The sequence below is a fragment of the Novosphingobium resinovorum genome (assembly GCF_001742225.1).
In the GTDB taxonomy this organism is placed as follows: Bacteria; Pseudomonadota; Alphaproteobacteria; order Sphingomonadales; family Sphingomonadaceae; genus Novosphingobium; species Novosphingobium resinovorum_A.
In genome coordinates this window covers 1,984,653-2,000,889 of sequence record NZ_CP017075.1, presented here as the reverse complement: position 1 = coordinate 2,000,889, position 16,237 = coordinate 1,984,653, and the positions used below count along the sequence as shown (strand labels likewise).

20 protein-coding genes are annotated in these 16,237 nt (G+C 60.5%); 16 read left to right on the top strand and 4 right to left on the bottom strand.

From position 1 onward, the window contains the following. Nucleotides 1-291: 291 nt before the first annotated feature. Both BES08_RS31760 and BES08_RS09320 read right to left on the bottom strand, forming a co-directional pair. Entirely contained in the window at nucleotides 292-1,239 is a 948-nt protein-coding gene (locus BES08_RS31760) for an SIR2 family protein (protein ID WP_197524352.1), read from the bottom strand. A gap of 432 nt (nucleotides 1,240-1,671) precedes the next feature. Then, entirely contained in the window at nucleotides 1,672-1,956 is a 285-nt protein-coding gene (locus BES08_RS09320; RefSeq protein WP_036528601.1) for a hypothetical protein, read from the bottom strand. A 105-nt stretch (nucleotides 1,957-2,061) separates the two neighbouring features. Here BES08_RS09320 and BES08_RS09315 point away from each other — a divergent pair, with 105 nt between their 5' ends. Beyond that, nucleotides 2,062-3,438 carry an IS701 family transposase gene (locus BES08_RS09315; RefSeq protein ID WP_008833256.1) on the top strand — a complete coding sequence of 459 codons (1,377 nt, stop codon included), beginning with the start codon at nucleotides 2,062-2,064 and terminating at the stop codon, nucleotides 3,436-3,438. A 49-nt stretch (nucleotides 3,439-3,487) separates the two neighbouring features. Here BES08_RS09315 and BES08_RS09310 read toward each other — a convergent pair whose 3' ends face one another. Further along, the gene (locus tag BES08_RS09310) at nucleotides 3,488-4,309 is read right to left on the bottom strand and encodes an IS5 family transposase (RefSeq protein ID WP_036526716.1); all 822 of its coding nucleotides are present in this window, start codon (nucleotides 4,307-4,309) and stop codon (nucleotides 3,488-3,490) included. A gap of 950 nt (nucleotides 4,310-5,259) precedes the next feature. Here BES08_RS09310 and rpsL point away from each other — a divergent pair. From rpsL to tuf, 4 genes are all read left to right on the top strand, one after another. After that, the gene (gene rpsL, locus BES08_RS09305) at nucleotides 5,260-5,631 is read left to right on the top strand and encodes a 30S ribosomal protein S12 (RefSeq protein WP_007011879.1); all 372 of its coding nucleotides are present in this window, start codon (nucleotides 5,260-5,262) and stop codon (nucleotides 5,629-5,631) included. 185 nt (nucleotides 5,632-5,816) lie between these two features. Beyond that, entirely contained in the window at nucleotides 5,817-6,287 is a 471-nt protein-coding gene (gene rpsG, locus BES08_RS09300; RefSeq protein ID WP_008828242.1) for a 30S ribosomal protein S7, read from the top strand. Nucleotides 6,288-6,404: 117 nt separating this feature from the next. Continuing rightward, the gene (gene fusA, locus BES08_RS09295) at nucleotides 6,405-8,489 is read left to right on the top strand and encodes an elongation factor G (protein ID WP_008828241.1); all 2,085 of its coding nucleotides are present in this window, start codon (nucleotides 6,405-6,407) and stop codon (nucleotides 8,487-8,489) included. 125 nt (nucleotides 8,490-8,614) lie between these two features. Further along, the gene (gene tuf, locus BES08_RS09290) at nucleotides 8,615-9,805 is read left to right on the top strand and encodes an elongation factor Tu (protein ID WP_008828240.1); all 1,191 of its coding nucleotides are present in this window, start codon (nucleotides 8,615-8,617) and stop codon (nucleotides 9,803-9,805) included. 195 nt (nucleotides 9,806-10,000) lie between these two features. On the opposite strand, the gene BES08_RS09285 is transcribed toward tuf, so the two are convergent. Next, nucleotides 10,001-10,501, bottom strand: a complete 501-nt coding sequence (locus BES08_RS09285; protein ID WP_156799821.1) for a hypothetical protein — start codon at nucleotides 10,499-10,501, stop codon at nucleotides 10,001-10,003. Nucleotides 10,502-10,714: 213 nt separating this feature from the next. Here BES08_RS09285 and rpsJ point away from each other — a divergent pair, with 213 nt between their 5' ends. The 11 genes from rpsJ to rpsQ all read left to right on the top strand — a co-directional run bounded on the left by rpsJ (nucleotide 10,715) and on the right by rpsQ (nucleotide 16,190). Further along, a complete protein-coding gene (gene rpsJ / locus BES08_RS09280; protein ID WP_007011873.1) occupies nucleotides 10,715-11,026 on the top strand; it encodes a 30S ribosomal protein S10 in 312 nt (103 codons plus the stop codon). A 334-nt stretch (nucleotides 11,027-11,360) separates the two neighbouring features. Then, nucleotides 11,361-12,116 (top strand): 50S ribosomal protein L3, encoded by a 756-nt coding sequence (gene rplC, locus BES08_RS09275; RefSeq protein ID WP_008828238.1) that lies wholly within the window; start codon nucleotides 11,361-11,363, stop codon nucleotides 12,114-12,116. Nucleotides 12,117-12,118: 2 nt separating this feature from the next. Further along, entirely contained in the window at nucleotides 12,119-12,745 is a 627-nt protein-coding gene (gene rplD, locus BES08_RS09270) for a 50S ribosomal protein L4 (protein ID WP_008828237.1), read from the top strand. Then, a complete protein-coding gene (locus BES08_RS09265; RefSeq protein ID WP_008828236.1) occupies nucleotides 12,738-13,046 on the top strand; it encodes a 50S ribosomal protein L23 in 309 nt (102 codons plus the stop codon). The genes rplD and BES08_RS09265 overlap by 8 nt, the downstream gene beginning before the upstream one ends. A gap of 6 nt (nucleotides 13,047-13,052) precedes the next feature. Next, on the top strand, nucleotides 13,053-13,889 hold the full coding sequence (gene rplB, locus BES08_RS09260) for a 50S ribosomal protein L2 (protein ID WP_008828235.1): 837 nt from the start codon (nucleotides 13,053-13,055) through the stop codon (nucleotides 13,887-13,889). 6 nt (nucleotides 13,890-13,895) lie between these two features. Further along, the gene (gene rpsS, locus BES08_RS09255) at nucleotides 13,896-14,177 is read left to right on the top strand and encodes a 30S ribosomal protein S19 (protein ID WP_008828234.1); all 282 of its coding nucleotides are present in this window, start codon (nucleotides 13,896-13,898) and stop codon (nucleotides 14,175-14,177) included. Next, nucleotides 14,174-14,551, top strand: coding sequence for a 50S ribosomal protein L22 (rplV, locus tag BES08_RS09250; protein ID WP_008828233.1), 378 nt, complete (start codon nucleotides 14,174-14,176; stop codon nucleotides 14,549-14,551). Before rpsS ends, rplV begins: the two co-directional genes overlap by 4 nt. A 3-nt stretch (nucleotides 14,552-14,554) precedes the next feature. After that, nucleotides 14,555-15,250 (top strand): 30S ribosomal protein S3, encoded by a 696-nt coding sequence (gene rpsC / locus BES08_RS09245; protein WP_008828232.1) that lies wholly within the window; start codon nucleotides 14,555-14,557, stop codon nucleotides 15,248-15,250. 21 nt (nucleotides 15,251-15,271) lie between these two features. After that, nucleotides 15,272-15,706, top strand: coding sequence for a 50S ribosomal protein L16 (rplP, locus tag BES08_RS09240; protein ID WP_008828231.1), 435 nt, complete (start codon nucleotides 15,272-15,274; stop codon nucleotides 15,704-15,706). Beyond that, a complete protein-coding gene (gene rpmC, locus BES08_RS09235; protein WP_008828230.1) occupies nucleotides 15,706-15,909 on the top strand; it encodes a 50S ribosomal protein L29 in 204 nt (67 codons plus the stop codon). Before rplP ends, rpmC begins: the two co-directional genes overlap by 1 nt. Nucleotides 15,910-15,920: 11 nt before the next feature. Beyond that, entirely contained in the window at nucleotides 15,921-16,190 is a 270-nt protein-coding gene (gene rpsQ / locus BES08_RS09230; protein WP_008828229.1) for a 30S ribosomal protein S17, read from the top strand. The last annotated feature ends 47 nt before the right edge of the window (nucleotides 16,191-16,237 follow it).

Here is a 16,237-nt window from a genome sequence, read left to right as displayed (position 1 = left end):
CCCGAGCTTGTCTCGGGGAGGGGGACCGCCGACGCAGTCGGTGGTCGAGGGGCCCATGGTTTTGGAGGGAGCGCGAGATCGCCCGGCCTCACCGCCGGGCGCGGGATCGTCAGAAGGTTTCACGCGAAGCCGCGAAGCCGCAAAGGATTTGCCGCCGCGCCGGCGCTCGGGATGTGCCGGGGGCGTGGAGGATCGGTCCGTCATAAGGCGTGGAACTCCATGGGGTGTTGGAGTGGATGCCCCTCATGGCGGACCTATGTATCGCGGGCCGGGGTGTGTAGGAAAGTGGTTTCACCAGTTGGAGAACGTTAAAATGTCCTCTTTGAGTACCAGCTCAGTATTTCCACCAAGCTGACTATCCCAAAACTCTACGCGGGCATCTTCAAATCCGGCGCCTAACCACTCTATGACCCTTACTTTTTTAGATTTTCGACGTTGATTAATTATCTGATTGAGATGAATGTCATTTCCAGAATATCCAAAAAGTACGATTTCATCAGACTCGTCGATTGCGATTTTAAGAAATTCCCAATATATTTTTAATATTTCTGAGGAATCTATAATGGACCTCTTATGAACGGCGTGTGTTAAAACGATGTGGCGGCCAACATTTTTTAGTCCTGAGGAAGACCTTCTTAGCGACGACCTTTTGAGTTTAGTGATTTTTGACTTGTCCGGACTTGAAAATAATGGGCATCCGTGAAGGTGCAAATACCAACTACCTTGCTCTGATTTCCTAAATAAATTGGATTTGTCGAATTTCTCGTTCAAAAATCCATCACGTAAAGCGCCTGATTTTGTCAGTATCTCGGCTTGCTCGAATGCCGACGATAGTAATCCGTCATAATTTAGTGTCGCTACATGAGACTCTGTCTTTCTGATGAAGGACGTTAAGTTATCGCAAAAGTTCTGTGGTAACGAGTATGGGGTGCCACTTGAGGTTTCGGCATTAAAGATGTGCCGGGCAACCTCAAAGGCGAAACGGTGGACTGCGTCAGGGAATGCTTGCCCTTGGCTCGATAGCCAATGTCCTGGGTGATTAGGTCTGATGCGCAGTAATTTCTCGCAAGCGCTAACTGTCTCTTGGAGTTGCCCAAGCTGTTCCTCAGAGACCGGCCTGTCAGCTTCCTCCGGAAGGCAGCTTCGAATCAGCTGCTTTTGATCGTAGGAAATTATATCTCCATCCCAAACTTTTGACATGGCAGAATAAAGGCTAAAAACTTCAGGGGCCAGTGCCATGCCAAGCCCGTTCCCGAATATAAGTAGCTTCCTCATATCCCGTGAGACTGCTCTAACCAGCTTGCAATAGTTCGAGATAGAGACTCGACTGCTACTGATGCTGTATTAGATATTTTTCCGTATACTTTCTTTTGGACTGTGTCGAAAATCTTATAATCATAGTTCGGCGCGCTTTTCCGGAAAGCCTCGCGTAAAATAAAGCATCCTATGCTTGCGCGACCTGCATCCATAGAAGGCGTTTGAGGAGTCCAAAAATGGTAGACGCTCATGCCGCTAGCGCTCTCCACCATAAAGGTTGGGCAAACCCTTATCCCTAACGCGCCATTTGCTAATCGCAGCACAGAGTCTTTATCAAACTCCGAAATCTTCTTAGTTTTTCCAAACTTTTTGTAAAATGCTTCGTATGCTAAGCTCGACTTTGTACGTTTTTGGTCAGGTCCAGGTCCAGAAGATGCTGTTTTCAGCAACGTGGTCGAGTGCTTGATCGAGGGGCAAGACGCATCCGCCCATATCATCGATATTTTCCCATTTTCGCTGGTGTGACCAGTAGCCGAGCCTGACTTCGTCACGCGTGCCGACAGGCTTGAGGCGGGCGATCGGTGCCTCGGTTGCCAGCAGATAGAGATGGTAAGCGCCTTTGTTCTCATACCATCCGACGCCGCCGCCGTTGGCCGCGTCGAACGTTTCGATGCGCAGAATGATTTCCTCGTCTTTCATGGTGCATCCATTGCCGCCGTCAGGTCACAGCATATCCGAGTCACCTCACCGCATGGCAACAGCCTAAGCGTTGCAACGTGCTTCAGTCAGGACTCGAAGCATGGGATGTTGGACCAGAACAAGGCCGTGATCGGCGATCCCGTCCCCCAGATCCTGCGCCAATGGCTGCAGGCATGGCGTCCCTGCTTTACGGCTCCCAGTTGGGAGCATGTACTTGTTCTTGTGATGGGGGGCGTGCTGGCCACGGGCAAACGGACCGTCACGTCTTGCCTGCGCGTGACCGGCCGGGGCGATGCTGCCAACTTTGCAACCTATCACCAGATCCTCAACCGCGCCCGCTGGAGCTCCCGTGCCGTTGCCAGGCGTTTACTGGGCATTGTGGTCGAACGGCTCGTGCCCGATGGTCCTGTGGTCATCGGTATGGACGACACCATTGAGCGGCGATGGGGGCGCCGGATCACCGCACGGGGTATCTACCGCGACCCGGTCCGCTCCAGTCACGGCCATTTCGTCAAAGCTAGCGGACTGCGCTGGCTCAGTTTTATGGTGCTCACCCCGGTGTCATGGACCCGCCTGATCAAAGCGCTGCCAGTCTTGACGTTGCTCGCTCCTTCGGAACGATCGAACCGTCAACGCGGCTGTCGTCATAAATTGCTGACGGACTGGGCGCGGCAGGGCGCGCTACAGCTGTCTCGCTGGCTGCCGGGTCGGCGGATCATCTTCATTGGCGACAGCAGCTTTGCTGTCCACGAACTGGCACATGCAATTGTCCGCCGGGCCACACTCATCAGCCGACTGCGGCTCGATGCCAACTTGTTTGCACAGCCTGCGGGGCGAACGGCACGCACGATGGGGCGCCCCGCACAGAAAGGGCGAGCATTACCAAAACTCAAGACCCTGCTCGCCAACCCGGCGACACGCTGGACCAGCATTCTCGTCTCTGCCTGGTATGGCCATGCGGGCGGCAAGACGCTCGAGATCACATCTGACATCGCCCTATGGTACAGGCCCGGCACCCCGGTCTTGCCGGTCCGCTGGGTCCTGGTTCGCGATCCTGACGGAAAGCGCGACCCGCAGGCCTTCTTCAGTACCGACATCACCCTCGAGCCCGCCGAGATGATCGCCCTCTACGTCCGCCGATGGCAGATCGAGGTCACCTTTGCAGAAACCCGCGCTCACCTTGGTGTCGAAACACAGCGCCAGTGGACCGACAAAGCCATAGCGCGAACCACGCCGGCGCTGCTGGGTCTCTACAGCCTAATATCGCTATGGGCCTGCGATCTGTTGACCATTAAAAGCACCCCTTATTCCGCCGCCTGGTATCGAAAAACCAACCTGACATTCAGTGACGCCATCGGAGCTGTCCGTCTCCAACTCTGGGTCGGCGACATTAATCAACACTCCCCGCCGCACCCAGAACCGAACTATATTCCCACAACCCGCCTAAAACGTATGGCTCAGGCACTATGCTTCGCTACCTGATCGTACAAAGTCGAGCTAAGTGTCTGATTCAAAATTGCGGGCGTGGCAATCAGGGCCTTGCGATGCGGCGAGCATATAGCTGGATGGATGCGATAAAGAGCCAAGCTGTGGCGGACGCGATGGTTTCCTCGAAGTCCTTTGCCAGACGCCGGTTGCGGCTCAGCCATGCGAACGTTCTTTCGACGACCCATCGTCGCGGCAAGACCTCGAAGCCCTTGGCAGTATCGGACCGTTTGATGATTTCGACGGTCCACTTTCCGATCCGGCGCAGGGCCTCCCTGAGCTTGTTTCCGGCATAGCCGCCGTCTGCAAACACGTGACGCAGCCAGGGGAAGCGCCTGACGATTTCTCCAAGGACCAGCGGTGCCCCGTCCCGGTCCTGAATGTCGGCGGCGTGCACAACGGCATGGACAAGATTTCCATCGGTGTCGGTCAGGATGTGCCGTTTGCGTCCTTTGATCTTCTTCGCTGCATCGTAACCGCACAGGCCACCGCTTTCGGTCGTCTTGACCGACTGGCTGTCGATCACGCCAGCGCTGGGAGAAGCCTCTCGCCCATCAGCTTCTCGGGCCATCATCAACAAGGTGTGGTTTATCGTCAGCCACAGCCCGTTGTCTCGCCACAAGTAGAACCAATGCCGCACGCTCGACACCGGCGGAAAGCAAGGCGGCAGCATCCGCCATGGCAGGCCTCCGCGCAGTAGGTACAGAATTGCCTCGACGATGCGTCGTAATGGCCATTTGCGGGGCCGTCCGACACGAGACGCAGGTGGAAGCAATGGCTCCAGCAGCGCCCACTCGGCATCCGTCAAATCGCTTGGCAAAGCTAGCCCTCTTCGCGCATGAAGGGCGCGAGTGGTATCGGTCCACATCGTTGAATCCATGGTAGTTTTTGGCGAAACCCATGAATCAATGACAGGCCAAAGCGTCAAGCTAACCTGCTGATACCACTCAACTTATTTTCTGATCAGGCTCTAATTTATTATAAATAACTTCATCGGGGCGTGAGGCGCTATTGAGAATATACTCAATTTCGTCGGACGATTTGCCTTTGATGTGTGCGCGCACCGAAGTCTCAAGATTTCGGTAGAAATTATACCCGCCGCTTTGCTGGAGCCTTCTGTTGACTTCAACAAACTGCTTTGCTGTGTCCAAAGCGTAAATCTTGATGAAGCTATTTAGTGAAAGTGTTAACAGCGGCTTTTGGTGTAGCATTAGTGGCATCCGGCTGCGGCAGAGGCTGTGCGAAGACTAGCTCTAAGTGAATGCCCTATGTAGCTGTTAAGGCAAGCTGTGTCCCGGCGTCTTCAAGATAATTCTGGAAATCTTAAGCTCATGGGTTCCCTTGACCCCATCCCCCCAATCCCCTAAAGGCGCGCATCCCTCGCGGGCTTGCTCGCGGTGGATATACAGAGCTGAACATTGCCGTTCCGGCGCGTTTCTCGCAGCTTTTCCGTGGCTTTCGGGCCTCGGGCAAGCGGTGAAGCACGGATCGCTCCTTTCATCCGAATCGGGTGAGGGCGCATCCCTCGGGCGGGCGGCAAAGTAATCCGGCAGCGCTCATCGGCGGCCGGGTGGAGTGTTTTTCGGCTCACGGGTGCGGCCTTCCTCGTTGAACGAGGGAGCAGGGCAAACCGATGGCGGTCCCAGCCTTCGCTGGGATGACGGCTTCGCGTTTTCCTCCTGCATCGCGTGATCGTCTACTCTTCTCCCGTCATCGCAGTTGTGGCCCTCCCGGCCCGGTGACCACCGGGGTGCGACGGGTCGATACCGATGGTTTCGGTGTCGATCCATCGCACTCCCATTTGAAAGAAGAGTATAGATGCCCACTATCAACCAGCTGGTCCGCAAGGGCCGCGAACCGCAGAAGGCCAAGTCCAAGGTTCCTGCGATGGAGCAGAACCCGCAGAAGCGCGGCGTCTGCACCCGCGTCTACACGACCACCCCGAAGAAGCCGAACTCGGCACTTCGCAAGGTCGCCAAGGTGCGTCTGACCAACAGCCGCGAAGTCATCTCGTACATCCCGGGTGAAGGCCACAACCTGCAGGAGCACTCGGTCGTGCTCATCCGCGGCGGCCGCGTCCGCGATCTTCCCGGCGTTCGCTACCACATCCTGCGCGGCGTGCTCGACACCCAGGGCGTCAAGGATCGCAAGCAGAGCCGCTCGAAGTACGGCGCCAAGCGTCCGAAGTAAGCCACTCACAAGGCTCGCGGCGGGGCACCCGTCATCCCGGCGCAGGCTGGGACCGCTGGCAGCCTAGAAGCGGCCTTGAAGTACTAACACTTACCGAGCGCCCAGTGAGGCCAGCGGTCCCGGATCAAGTCCGGGATGACGGCTGAAGACCTCCGCTACGCTCCGGACCATTTGGAGTTTAAAAAATGTCACGTCGTCGTCGTCCCGAGAAGCGGGAAATCCTGCCTGATCCCAAGTTCGGGGATCTCATCCTGTCCAAGTTCATGAACAACCTCATGTACGACGGCAAGAAGTCGGTCGCCGAAGCGATCGTCTACGGTGCCATGGAAACCATGGAAACCCGCGCCAAGTCGGACCCGATCCAGCTGTTCCACGACGCCCTCAACAACGTCGCGCCGCAGATCGAAGTGCGTTCGCGCCGCGTCGGTGGTGCGACCTACCAGGTCCCCGTCGAGGTTCGTCCCGAGCGTGCGCAGGCTCTCGCCATCCGCTGGCTGATCACCGCCGCGCGCAACCGTCCCGAGACCACCATGTCGGCACGCCTCTCGGGCGAGCTGCTGGACGCCTCGAACAACCGCGGCAACGCGGTCAAGAAGCGCGAAGACACGCACCGCATGGCGGACGCGAACCGCGCCTTCTCGCACTACCGCTGGTAATGTGCTGAGTGTGCGCCCGGATGAGTTGGTCATTCGGGCGTCACACTTTTATTTCAGGGGGCAAGGGTCTATCTGAAGGCCGCTCTCGCTCCCGAAACCCTCGCTAAGGATTCTCCCATGGCACGCAGCCATCCGCTGAATATGTACCGTAACATCGGTATCATGGCGCACATCGACGCTGGCAAGACCACGACGACCGAGCGCATCCTCTACTACACCGGCAAGTCCTACAAGATCGGCGAAGTCCACGACGGCGCTGCGACCATGGACTGGATGGAGCAGGAGCAGGAACGCGGCATCACGATCACCTCGGCTGCCACCACCTGCTTCTGGACCGCAGAGGGCCAGGAATACCGCATCAACATCATCGACACCCCGGGTCACGTCGACTTCACCATCGAAGTCGAACGCTCGCTGCGCGTGCTCGACGGTGCGGTGGCATGCTTCGACGGCGTTGCCGGCGTGGAGCCGCAGTCGGAAACCGTATGGCGCCAGGCCGACAAGTACGGCGTACCGCGTATGTGCTTCATCAATAAGCTGGACCGTACCGGCGCGAACTTCAAGTATTGCGTCCAGTCGATCATCGATCGTCTTGGTGCTACTCCGGCCGTGCTTTACATTCCTATTGGTTTGGAAGCCGACCTTAAGGGTCTCGTTGACTTGGTGCACAACCGCGCGATCGTCTGGAAAGACGAGTCGCTTGGTGCCGAATTCTTCTACGAAGAGATTCCGGCCGAGCTGGCTGACGAAGCCGCCGAGTACCGCATGAAGCTCATCGAACTCGCCGTCGAGCAGGACGACGAGGCGATGGAAGCGTATCTCGAAGGCAACGAGCCCGACGTCGCGACGCTCAAGAAGCTGATCCGCAAGGGTACGCTGGGCCATGCGTTCGTGCCGGTCGTCTGCGGTTCGGCGTTCAAGAACAAGGGCGTTCAGCCCCTGCTCGACGCCGTCGTCGATTACCTGCCTTCGCCGCTCGACATCGAAGACGTCCAGGGCGTCAAGGTCGATAGCGACGAGCCTGACAGCCGCCCGCCGGCCGACGACGCGCCGTTCTCGGCTCTCGCGTTCAAGGTCATGAACGACCCGTTCGTGGGCTCGCTCACCTTCGCTCGCATCTATTCGGGTACGCTCTCGAAGGGCACGTACCTGAACTCGGTGAAGCAGAAGAAGGAAAAGGTCGGCCGTATCCTCGAGATGCACGCCAACGAGCGTAAGGACATCGACGAGGCCTTTGCGGGCGACATCGTTGCTCTTGCCGGCATGAAGGAAACCACCACGGGCGACACGCTCTGCGCCGAACGCGCGCCGATCGTTCTCGAACGTATGGAATTCCCCGAGCCGGTCATCGAGCTGTCGGTGGAGCCCAAGACCAAGGCCGACCAGGAGAAGATGGGCATCGCGCTCAACCGTCTCTCGGCCGAGGATCCCTCGTTCCGCGTCTCGACCGACCACGAGTCGGGCCAGACCATCATCAAGGGCATGGGCGAACTTCACCTGGACATCATCGTCGACCGTATGCGTCGCGAGTTCAAGGTCGAGGCGAACGTCGGTGCGCCGCAGGTGGCTTACCGCGAATACCTCGGCAAGGCTGTCGATGTGGACTACACCCACAAGAAGCAGTCGGGCGGTACGGGTCAGTTCGGCCGCGTGAAGGTCAAGGTCACGCCGGGCGAGCGCGGTGCGGGCATCACCTTCAAGGACGAGATCAAGGGCGGTAACATTCCGAAGGAATATATCCCCGCGATCGAAAAGGGCATGCGCGAAACCGCTGCCTCGGGCTCGCTGGTCGGCTTCCCGATCATCGACTTCGAAATCGTCCTTTACGACGGTTCGTACCACGACGTCGACTCGAGCGCGCTGGCGTTCGAAATCGCCGGTCGCGGTGCCATGCGTGAAGTCGCCCAGAAGGCCGGCATCAAGCTGCTCGAGCCGATCATGAAGGTCGAGGTCGTGACCCCGGAAGAGTTCATGGGCGACGTCATCGGCGACCTCAACTCGCGTCGTGGCCAGATCCAGGGCACCGACAGCCGTGGTAACGCACAGGTCGTGGAGGCGAACACGCCGCTCGCGAACATGTTCGGCTACGTGAACTCGCTGCGCTCCTTCACCCAGGGCCGCGCGAACTACTCGATGATCTTCTCCCACTATGACGAAGTCCCGGCGAACGTCGCGGCTGAAGTCAAGGAGAAGCTCGCCTAAGGGCGGGCGGGATCAAGCATACTCTTGCCTGACGGCAGGATTGGTTATAGGGGCGGCGCCTGCATCCGCGGGCTCCGCTCCGATACCCCGCAGATTCGAAATCAAGACGAAAGAAGGTTTGAAAGATGGCCAAGGCTAAATTTGAGCGGAACAAGCCGCACTGCAACATCGGCACCATCGGTCACGTCGATCACGGCAAGACCACGCTGACCGCCGCGATCACCAAGGTGATGGCTGAAGCGTTCGGCGGCACCGCCGTTGACTTCGCGAACATCGACAAGGCCCCCGAAGAGCGCGAGCGCGGCATCACCATCTCGACCGCGCACGTCGAGTACGAGACCGACGCCCGCCACTACGCGCACGTCGACTGCCCGGGTCACGCTGACTACGTCAAGAACATGATCACCGGTGCCGCCCAGATGGACGGCGCGATCCTCGTCGTGAACGCTGCTGACGGCCCGATGCCGCAGACCCGCGAGCACATCCTGCTCGCTCGCCAGGTCGGCGTGCCGCAGCTCGTCGTGTACATGAACAAGGTCGACCAGGTCGACGACGAAGAACTGCTTGAGCTGGTCGAACTCGAAGTTCGCGAACTGCTCTCGTCGTACGACTTCGACGGCGACAACATCCCCGTCGTCAAGGGTTCGGCTCTGGCCGCTCTCGAAGGCCGCGACGACAACATCGGCAAGGAATCGATCCTTGAGCTGATGAAGGCCGTCGACGACTTCATCCCGCAGCCGCCCCGCCCGACCGACAAGCCCTTCCTGATGCCCGTCGAAGACGTGTTCTCGATCTCGGGCCGTGGTACGGTTGTGACCGGCCGCGTCGAGACCGGCATCGTCAAGGTTGGTGAGGAAGTCGAAGTCGTCGGCATCCGCAACACCCAGAAGACCACCGTCACCGGCGTCGAAATGTTCCGCAAGCTGCTCGACCAGGGTGAAGCCGGCGACAACATCGGTGCACTGGTTCGCGGTCTGAAGCGTGAAGACGTCGAGCGCGGCCAGGTTCTGGCCAAGCCGGGCACCGTGACCCCGCACACCGAGTTCTCGGCAGAAGTCTACGTTCTGTCGAAGGACGAAGGCGGTCGTCACACCCCGTTCTTCGCGAACTACCGTCCGCAGTTCTACTTCCGCACCACCGACGTGACCGGCGAAGTGATCCTCCCCGAGGGCACCGAGATGGTCATGCCGGGCGACAACGTCTCGCTGTCGGTCAAGCTGATCGCTCCGATCGCCATGGACGAAGGTCTGCGCTTCGCAATCCGCGAAGGCGGCCGTACCGTCGGCTCGGGCGTCGTTGCCTCGATCACGAAGTAATTCGTCGATCGGCCAACAACGGCTGAAAGTGATTGGCCCGGCGTCTCGAAAGAGACGCCGGGCTTTTCGCATTTATGGTGCGCATCGTCTCGTCATTGCGAGCGCAGCGAAGCAATCCAGGGCGGTGCAGCACTGCCCTGGATTGCTTCGCTGCGCTCGCAATGACGGAAGGGGAGGGCGTTCAGACGGTGCGGCTCAGGGCTGCCGCAGTTCGCCCTGTGCGATCTTCCACGCATCCGACCCCTTGGGCGCCTCGGGAATGGACTTCAGGTCGATGTAATAGACGGGCTCCGGCACTTTGCCGAACGGTATGGTGATGCACGGGCCGAGGCAGCCCGGGAGGTTCCACAGGTCCGGCGGATGCAGCGCCCCTGTGCGCGTGCTCTCGTCGACGGATTTCGATGCGGGAACCCGCTCGCTGGAGCCGTCGCCGCCGTGGGAGCAGACGACGATCGTGCCGTCGTTGCCTCCATTGCTGGCGCGGGCTGCGTCGCGGCAGGCATCGTCTATCGGGCCGCCCCTTGGGTCGGGTATGTCGACGTGGGCCGTGAGAACGTCGGTGTCGTCGAGATCGATGGGAATTTCGCTTCCGGTGGGGCCGTAGGCAGAGCCTGCGGCGGCAGCGGGCGCGGAAGCAAGGCAAGCGAGGGTCAGCGCGGCAAGCACGCTGGAAATTGTCGTGGTAGTGGAGGGCATTGGCAGCGGCTTCTGTTAGGCGTCGCGATGCCAACCTAGGGAGTGCATCGGGCGCAGGGAAGGGCCGATGCGACGAACCGCGCTTCGTGCCGCCGAAAACCTGCCGATCCGCGTAAAATCAGGGCTTGCCCGACTCGCACTTGGCGTGTAGGGGCGCGGTTCGAATTTGACGGGACCTCGTGTCCTATGGCTCTTTCTCATCGGTAGTAGGTAATGGAAGCTCAGAACATCCGTATCCGCCTGAAGGCGTTTGACCATCGCGTGCTCGACCAGGCTACTGGCGAAATCGCTGACACGGCCCGCCGCACCGGCGCTCTGATTCGTGGCCCCATTCCGCTGCCGACCAAGATCGAGAAGTTCACGGTCAACCGTGGTCCGCACATCGACAAGAAGTCGCGTGAGCAGTTCGAAGTCCGCACCTACAAGCGTCTGCTTGATATCGTGCAGCCGAACGCCGCTACCGTCGACGCTCTGATGAAGCTGGACCTCGCGGCCGGCGTGAACGTCGAGATCAAGCTGGCCTGAAGCCGGTTTAATGGGGTGATCTGAAAAGGTCGCCCCGATGGTCCTTTCCGATCGGACCCTAACTAGATCGAGGACTATCTTGTCGGCTTCGCTAGCCGGCTTTGCGGGGAGAAACCCGCAGAGACAGCGCCCTGAGGGAAAAGCCCGAAGGGACACAAGGGATACCTCCGGCGACGCCTTCGGGTTTCGTTCGGGAATGCGTCCCCCGTCTCGCTTCCGTCAGTCCTTCGGGGCTTGCAGGGAGCACCTGACCCGGACGGGGTTCGTATCACACACAGGGTTGGACATGCGTGCGGGGGATGGTCCTGCGTACGCCTCTGTAAGGAGTAAGGTCATGCGTACCGGCGTGATCGCAAAGAAAGTCGGGATGACCCGCCTGTTCCAGGAGGACGGTCGCCACGTGCCCGTCACTGTCCTGGCGCTGGAGGATTGCCAGGTCGTCTCAGTCCGTACCGAAGAACGTGACGGCTACGTCGCCGTTCAGCTCGGTGCCGGCGAAGCGAAGCAGAAGAACGTTGCCAAGCCGCAGCGCGAACACTTCGCCAAGGCTCAGGTTCCCCTCAAGATGCGCGTCGCGGAATTCCGCGTCGCCGACGACGCCCTCCTCGAGGTTGGCGCGACGATTGCGGCTTCGCACTTCGTCCCGGGCCAGCTCGTCGACGTGGGCGGCCACACCCAGGGTAAGGGCTTCCAGGGCGCTATGAAGCGCTGGGGCTTCGGCGGTATGCGCGCCACCCACGGTGTGTCGATCTCGCACCGTGCGCACGGTTCGACGGGTAACCGTCAGGATCCGGGCAAGGTGTTCAAGAACAAGAAGATGGCCGGCCACATGGGCGACCGTCAGCGCACCCAGCAGAACCTCGAAGTCGTCCGCGTGGACGATGAGCGCGGCCTGATCTTCGTCAAGGGCTCGGTCCCGGGCGCGAAGAACTCGTGGCTGACCGTTGCGGACGCCGTCAAGGTCGACCGTCACGGCGAGGCTCCGTACCCCGCCGGCATCAAGTCGGTTGGCAACACCAACGACACGGCCGCTGCCGACACGCCTGCTGAAACCGCGGCGCCCGAAGCGACCGAAGGCCAGGAGGGCTAATCATGAAGGTTCAGGTCCTCAACATCGACGGTTCGACCGCCAACGGCGACATCGAGCTTTCGGACGACGTGTTCGGCCTCGAGCCGCGCGCGGACATCCTGCACCGCGTCGTCACCTGGCAGCTCGAGAACCGTCGCGGCATCGCCCGCGCGACCCGCGAGCGTTCGGAAGTCGCGCGCACCGGCAAGAAGTTCGGCAACCAGAAGGGTGGTGGTACCGCTCGTCACGGCGACCGCGCTGCTCCGGTGTTCATCGGCGGTGGTAAGGCTCACGGTGCCCGTCGCCGCGAGTTCAACATCTCGCTCAACAAGAAGATCCGTGCGCTCGGTCTGAAGATGGCCCTCTCGGCCAAGGCTCAGAACGGCCTCGTGATCGTCGACTCGCTCGACGTTGCCGACGCCAAGACCAAGGCTCTGGCCGGTCAGCTCGCCAAGGCGAACTTCGGCAAGAAGGTTCTCGTCATGGACGGCGATCAGGTCAACGAGGGCTTCGCCCTGGCGGCCCGCAACATCGTCGGCGTGAACGTTCTCCCGGCTGTCGGCGCGAACGTCTACGACATCCTGAAGCATGATACGCTGGTGCTGACGCGCGCCGCTGTCGAGAAGCTGGAGGCGCGTTTCAATGGCTAAGTCCGTCGACATTCGTCACTATGACGTGATCGTCGCCCCGCACATCACCGAGAAGTCGACCCTGCTTTCCGAGCAGAACGCAGTCGTCTTCAAGGTGGCCGACAAGGCGACCAAGCCCGAGATCAAGGCTGCCGTCGAGGCAATCTTCGATGTCAAGGTGACCGGCGTGAACACGCTCGTCGTCAAGGGCAAGACCAAGCGCTGGCGCGGTAAGGCTTACCGTCGCAGCGACGTGAAGAAGGCGATCGTCACGCTGGCCGAAGGCCAGTCGATTGACATCACCGAAGGCGCGCGGGGTTAATTTCCGATGGCACTCAAGCATTATAACCCGACCAGCCCCGCACGCCGCGGCCTGGTCCTCGTCGACAAGTCGTCGCTCTGGAAGGGCAAGCCCCTCAAGGCGCTGACCGAAGGCAAGAGCAAGACCGGCGGCCGCAACAACAAGGGTCACGTGACCTCGCGCGGCATCGCTGGCGGTCACAAGCAGAAGTACCGCTTCATCGACTTCAAGCGTCGCAAGTGGGACATGGAAGCCACCGTGGAGCGGATCGAGTACGATCCCAACCGCACCGCGTTCATCGCGCTGGTGAAGTACACGGACGGCGAACTGACCTACATCATCGCGCCGCAGCGTCTGGCAGTCGGTGACGTCATCGTCGCCGGCGAGAAGACCGACGTGAAGCCGGGCAACGCCATGCTTCTGTCGCAGATGCCGGTCGGCACGATCTGCCACAACGTCGAGATGAAGCCCGAGAAGGGCGGCCAGATCGCACGTTCGGCAGGGACCTATGTCCAGGTCGTCGGTCGTGACCGCGGCATGGTCATCGTCCGCCTGAACTCGGGCGAGCAGCGCTACCTGCGCGGCGATTGCATGGGCACGGTTGGCGCGGTCTCGAACCCCGACAACTCGAACCAGACCCTCGCCAAGGCCGGTCGCGGTCGCTGGCTGGGCCGTCGTCCGCTTACCCGCGGCGTCGCCAAGAACCCGGTCGACCACCCGCACGGTGGTGGTGAAGGCCGTACCTCGGGTGGTCGTCACCCGGTTACGCCTTGGGGCAAGCCGACCAAGGGTGCCCGCACCCGCAACAACAAGCAGACGGACAAGCTCATCATCCGTTCGCGTCACGCCAAGAAGAAGAGGTAAGTCACGATGGCACGTTCCGTCTGGAAAGGCCCCTTCGTCGACCTCTACCTTCTCAAGAAGGCCGAAGTCGCGCAGGATGCCGGCAGCCGCGCTGGTCCGATCAAGACCTGGTCGCGTCGCTCCACCATTCTCCCGCAGTTCGTTGGTCTCACCTTCCAGGTGTACAACGGGCACAAGTTCATTCCCGTTGCGGTCAACGAGGACATGGTCGGTCACAAGCTGGGTGAGTTCGCTCCCACCCGCTCGTTCCCCGGCCACGCCGCCGACAAGAAGGGCAAGCGCAAGTGAGCAAGCAAGCAGCACCCCGCCGCGTAGGTGACAAGGAAGCTCTTGCGGTCAACACGAACATTCGTGGTTCGGCCCAGAAGCTCAACCTTGTCGCTGCCCTGATCCGCGGCATGCGCGCGGAAGACGCGATGAACGTCCTGGCCTTCTCCAAGAAGGCCATGGCGGTCGACGCCCGCAAGGTTCTCGCCTCGGCGATCGCCAACGCGGAAAACAACCACAACCTCGACGTCGACGCTCTCGTCGTCGCCGAGGCGTCGGTCGGCAAGTCGGTGACCATGAAGCGTTTCCACGCTCGTGGTCGCGGCAAGTCCACGCGCATCCTGAAGCCGTTTTCGCGCCTGCGGATCGTCGTTCGCGAAGTCGAGGAGGCCTGATCCATGGGTCATAAGAGCAATCCGATCGGTCTGCGCCTGCAGATCAACCGTACCTGGGACAGCCGTTGGTTCGCCGAAGGCCGGGACTACGGCAAGCTGCTTGAGGAAGACCTCAAGATCCGCAAGTTCATCATCGAGACCCTGCCGCAGGCTGCGATCTCGAAGGTGGTGATCGAGCGTCCGGCCAAGCTGTGCCGCATCTCGATCTTCGCTGCCCGTCCCGGTGTCATCATCGGCAAGAAGGGCGCGGACATCGAGAAGCTGCGCAAGCAGCTGGCCGCGATGACCTCGAGCGAAGTGAAGCTGAACATCGTCGAAATCCGCAAGCCGGAAGTCGATGCCAAGCTGATCGCCCAGGGTATCGCCGACCAGCTGATCCGCCGCGTGGCGTTCCGCCGTGCGATGAAGCGCGCGATGCAGTCCGCCATGCGTCTGGGTGCCGAAGGCATCAAGATCATGTGCGGTGGCCGTCTCGGCGGCGCTGAAATCGCCCGTCTGGAGCAGTACCGCGAAGGTCGCGTTCCGCTTCACACGCTGCGTGCGAACATCGACTATGCCGCTGCCGAGGCGCTGACCGCCTACGGTATCATCGGCATCAAGGTGTGGGTCTTCAAGGGCGAGATCCTTGGTCACGACCCGATGGCGCAGGATCGACTGATGATGGAGGCTCAGACCTCCGGCGTCCGTCCGGCCCGCTGAGTCTAGGATAGAGTTAGCACCATGCTGCAACCGAAAAAGACCAAGTTCCGCAAGGCCTTCAAGGGCCGGATCAAGGGCGACGCCAAGGGTGGCACCGACCTGAACTTCGGTTCCTACGGCCTCAAGGCCATGGAGCCCGAGCGGATCACCGCCCGCCAGATCGAAGCGGCCCGCCGCGCGATCACGCGTCACCTCAAGCGCCAGGGTCGTCTCTGGATCCGCGTCTTCCCGGACGTGCCGGTTTCGAAGAAGCCTGCCGAAGTCCGTCAGGGTAAGGGCAAGGGTTCGGTCGAATACTGGGCGGCCCGCGTCAAGCCCGGCCGTATCCTGTTCGAAGTGGACGGTGTTGCCGGCCAGCTCGCCGCCGAGGCTTTCAGCCGCGCCGCGATGAAGCTGCCGATCAAGACCAAGGTCGTCGCCCGCCTCGGTGACACCTCGCACCTGGGAGGCGAATAATGGCCAAGACCGAAGATCTTCGCGCCAAGACCGACGACCAGCTCACCGCTGACCTCGTCGATCTCAAGCGCGAGCAGTTCAACCTGCGTTTCCAGGCTGCTACGAGCCAGCTCGAAGCCCCGGCACGCATCAAGGAAGTCCGTCGCGACATCGCCCGCATCAAGACGCTCCAGGCTGAGCGTTCCGCCGCGGCGAAGGCGTAAGGAGAAACACGATGCCCAAGCGTATTCTTAGCGGGACTATCGTCTCCGACAAGACGGACAAGACCGTGACCGTGCTCGTCGAGCGCAAGGTGAAGCACCCCCTCTACGGGAAGATCATCCGCCGCTCGAAGAAGTACCACGCCCACGACGAGGACAACGCCTTCAAGACCGGCGAGAAAGTCCGGATCGAGGAGACGGCGCCTTACTCGAAGACCAAGACCTGGAAGGTTCTTGACCGTCTTCAGGCGAGCAAGGGTACGGCACTCGAAGCCGAGGTTTGATCCTCCGCTGAGATCGAAGCCGGGGCTGCAAAGTCCCGGCTTTGGCC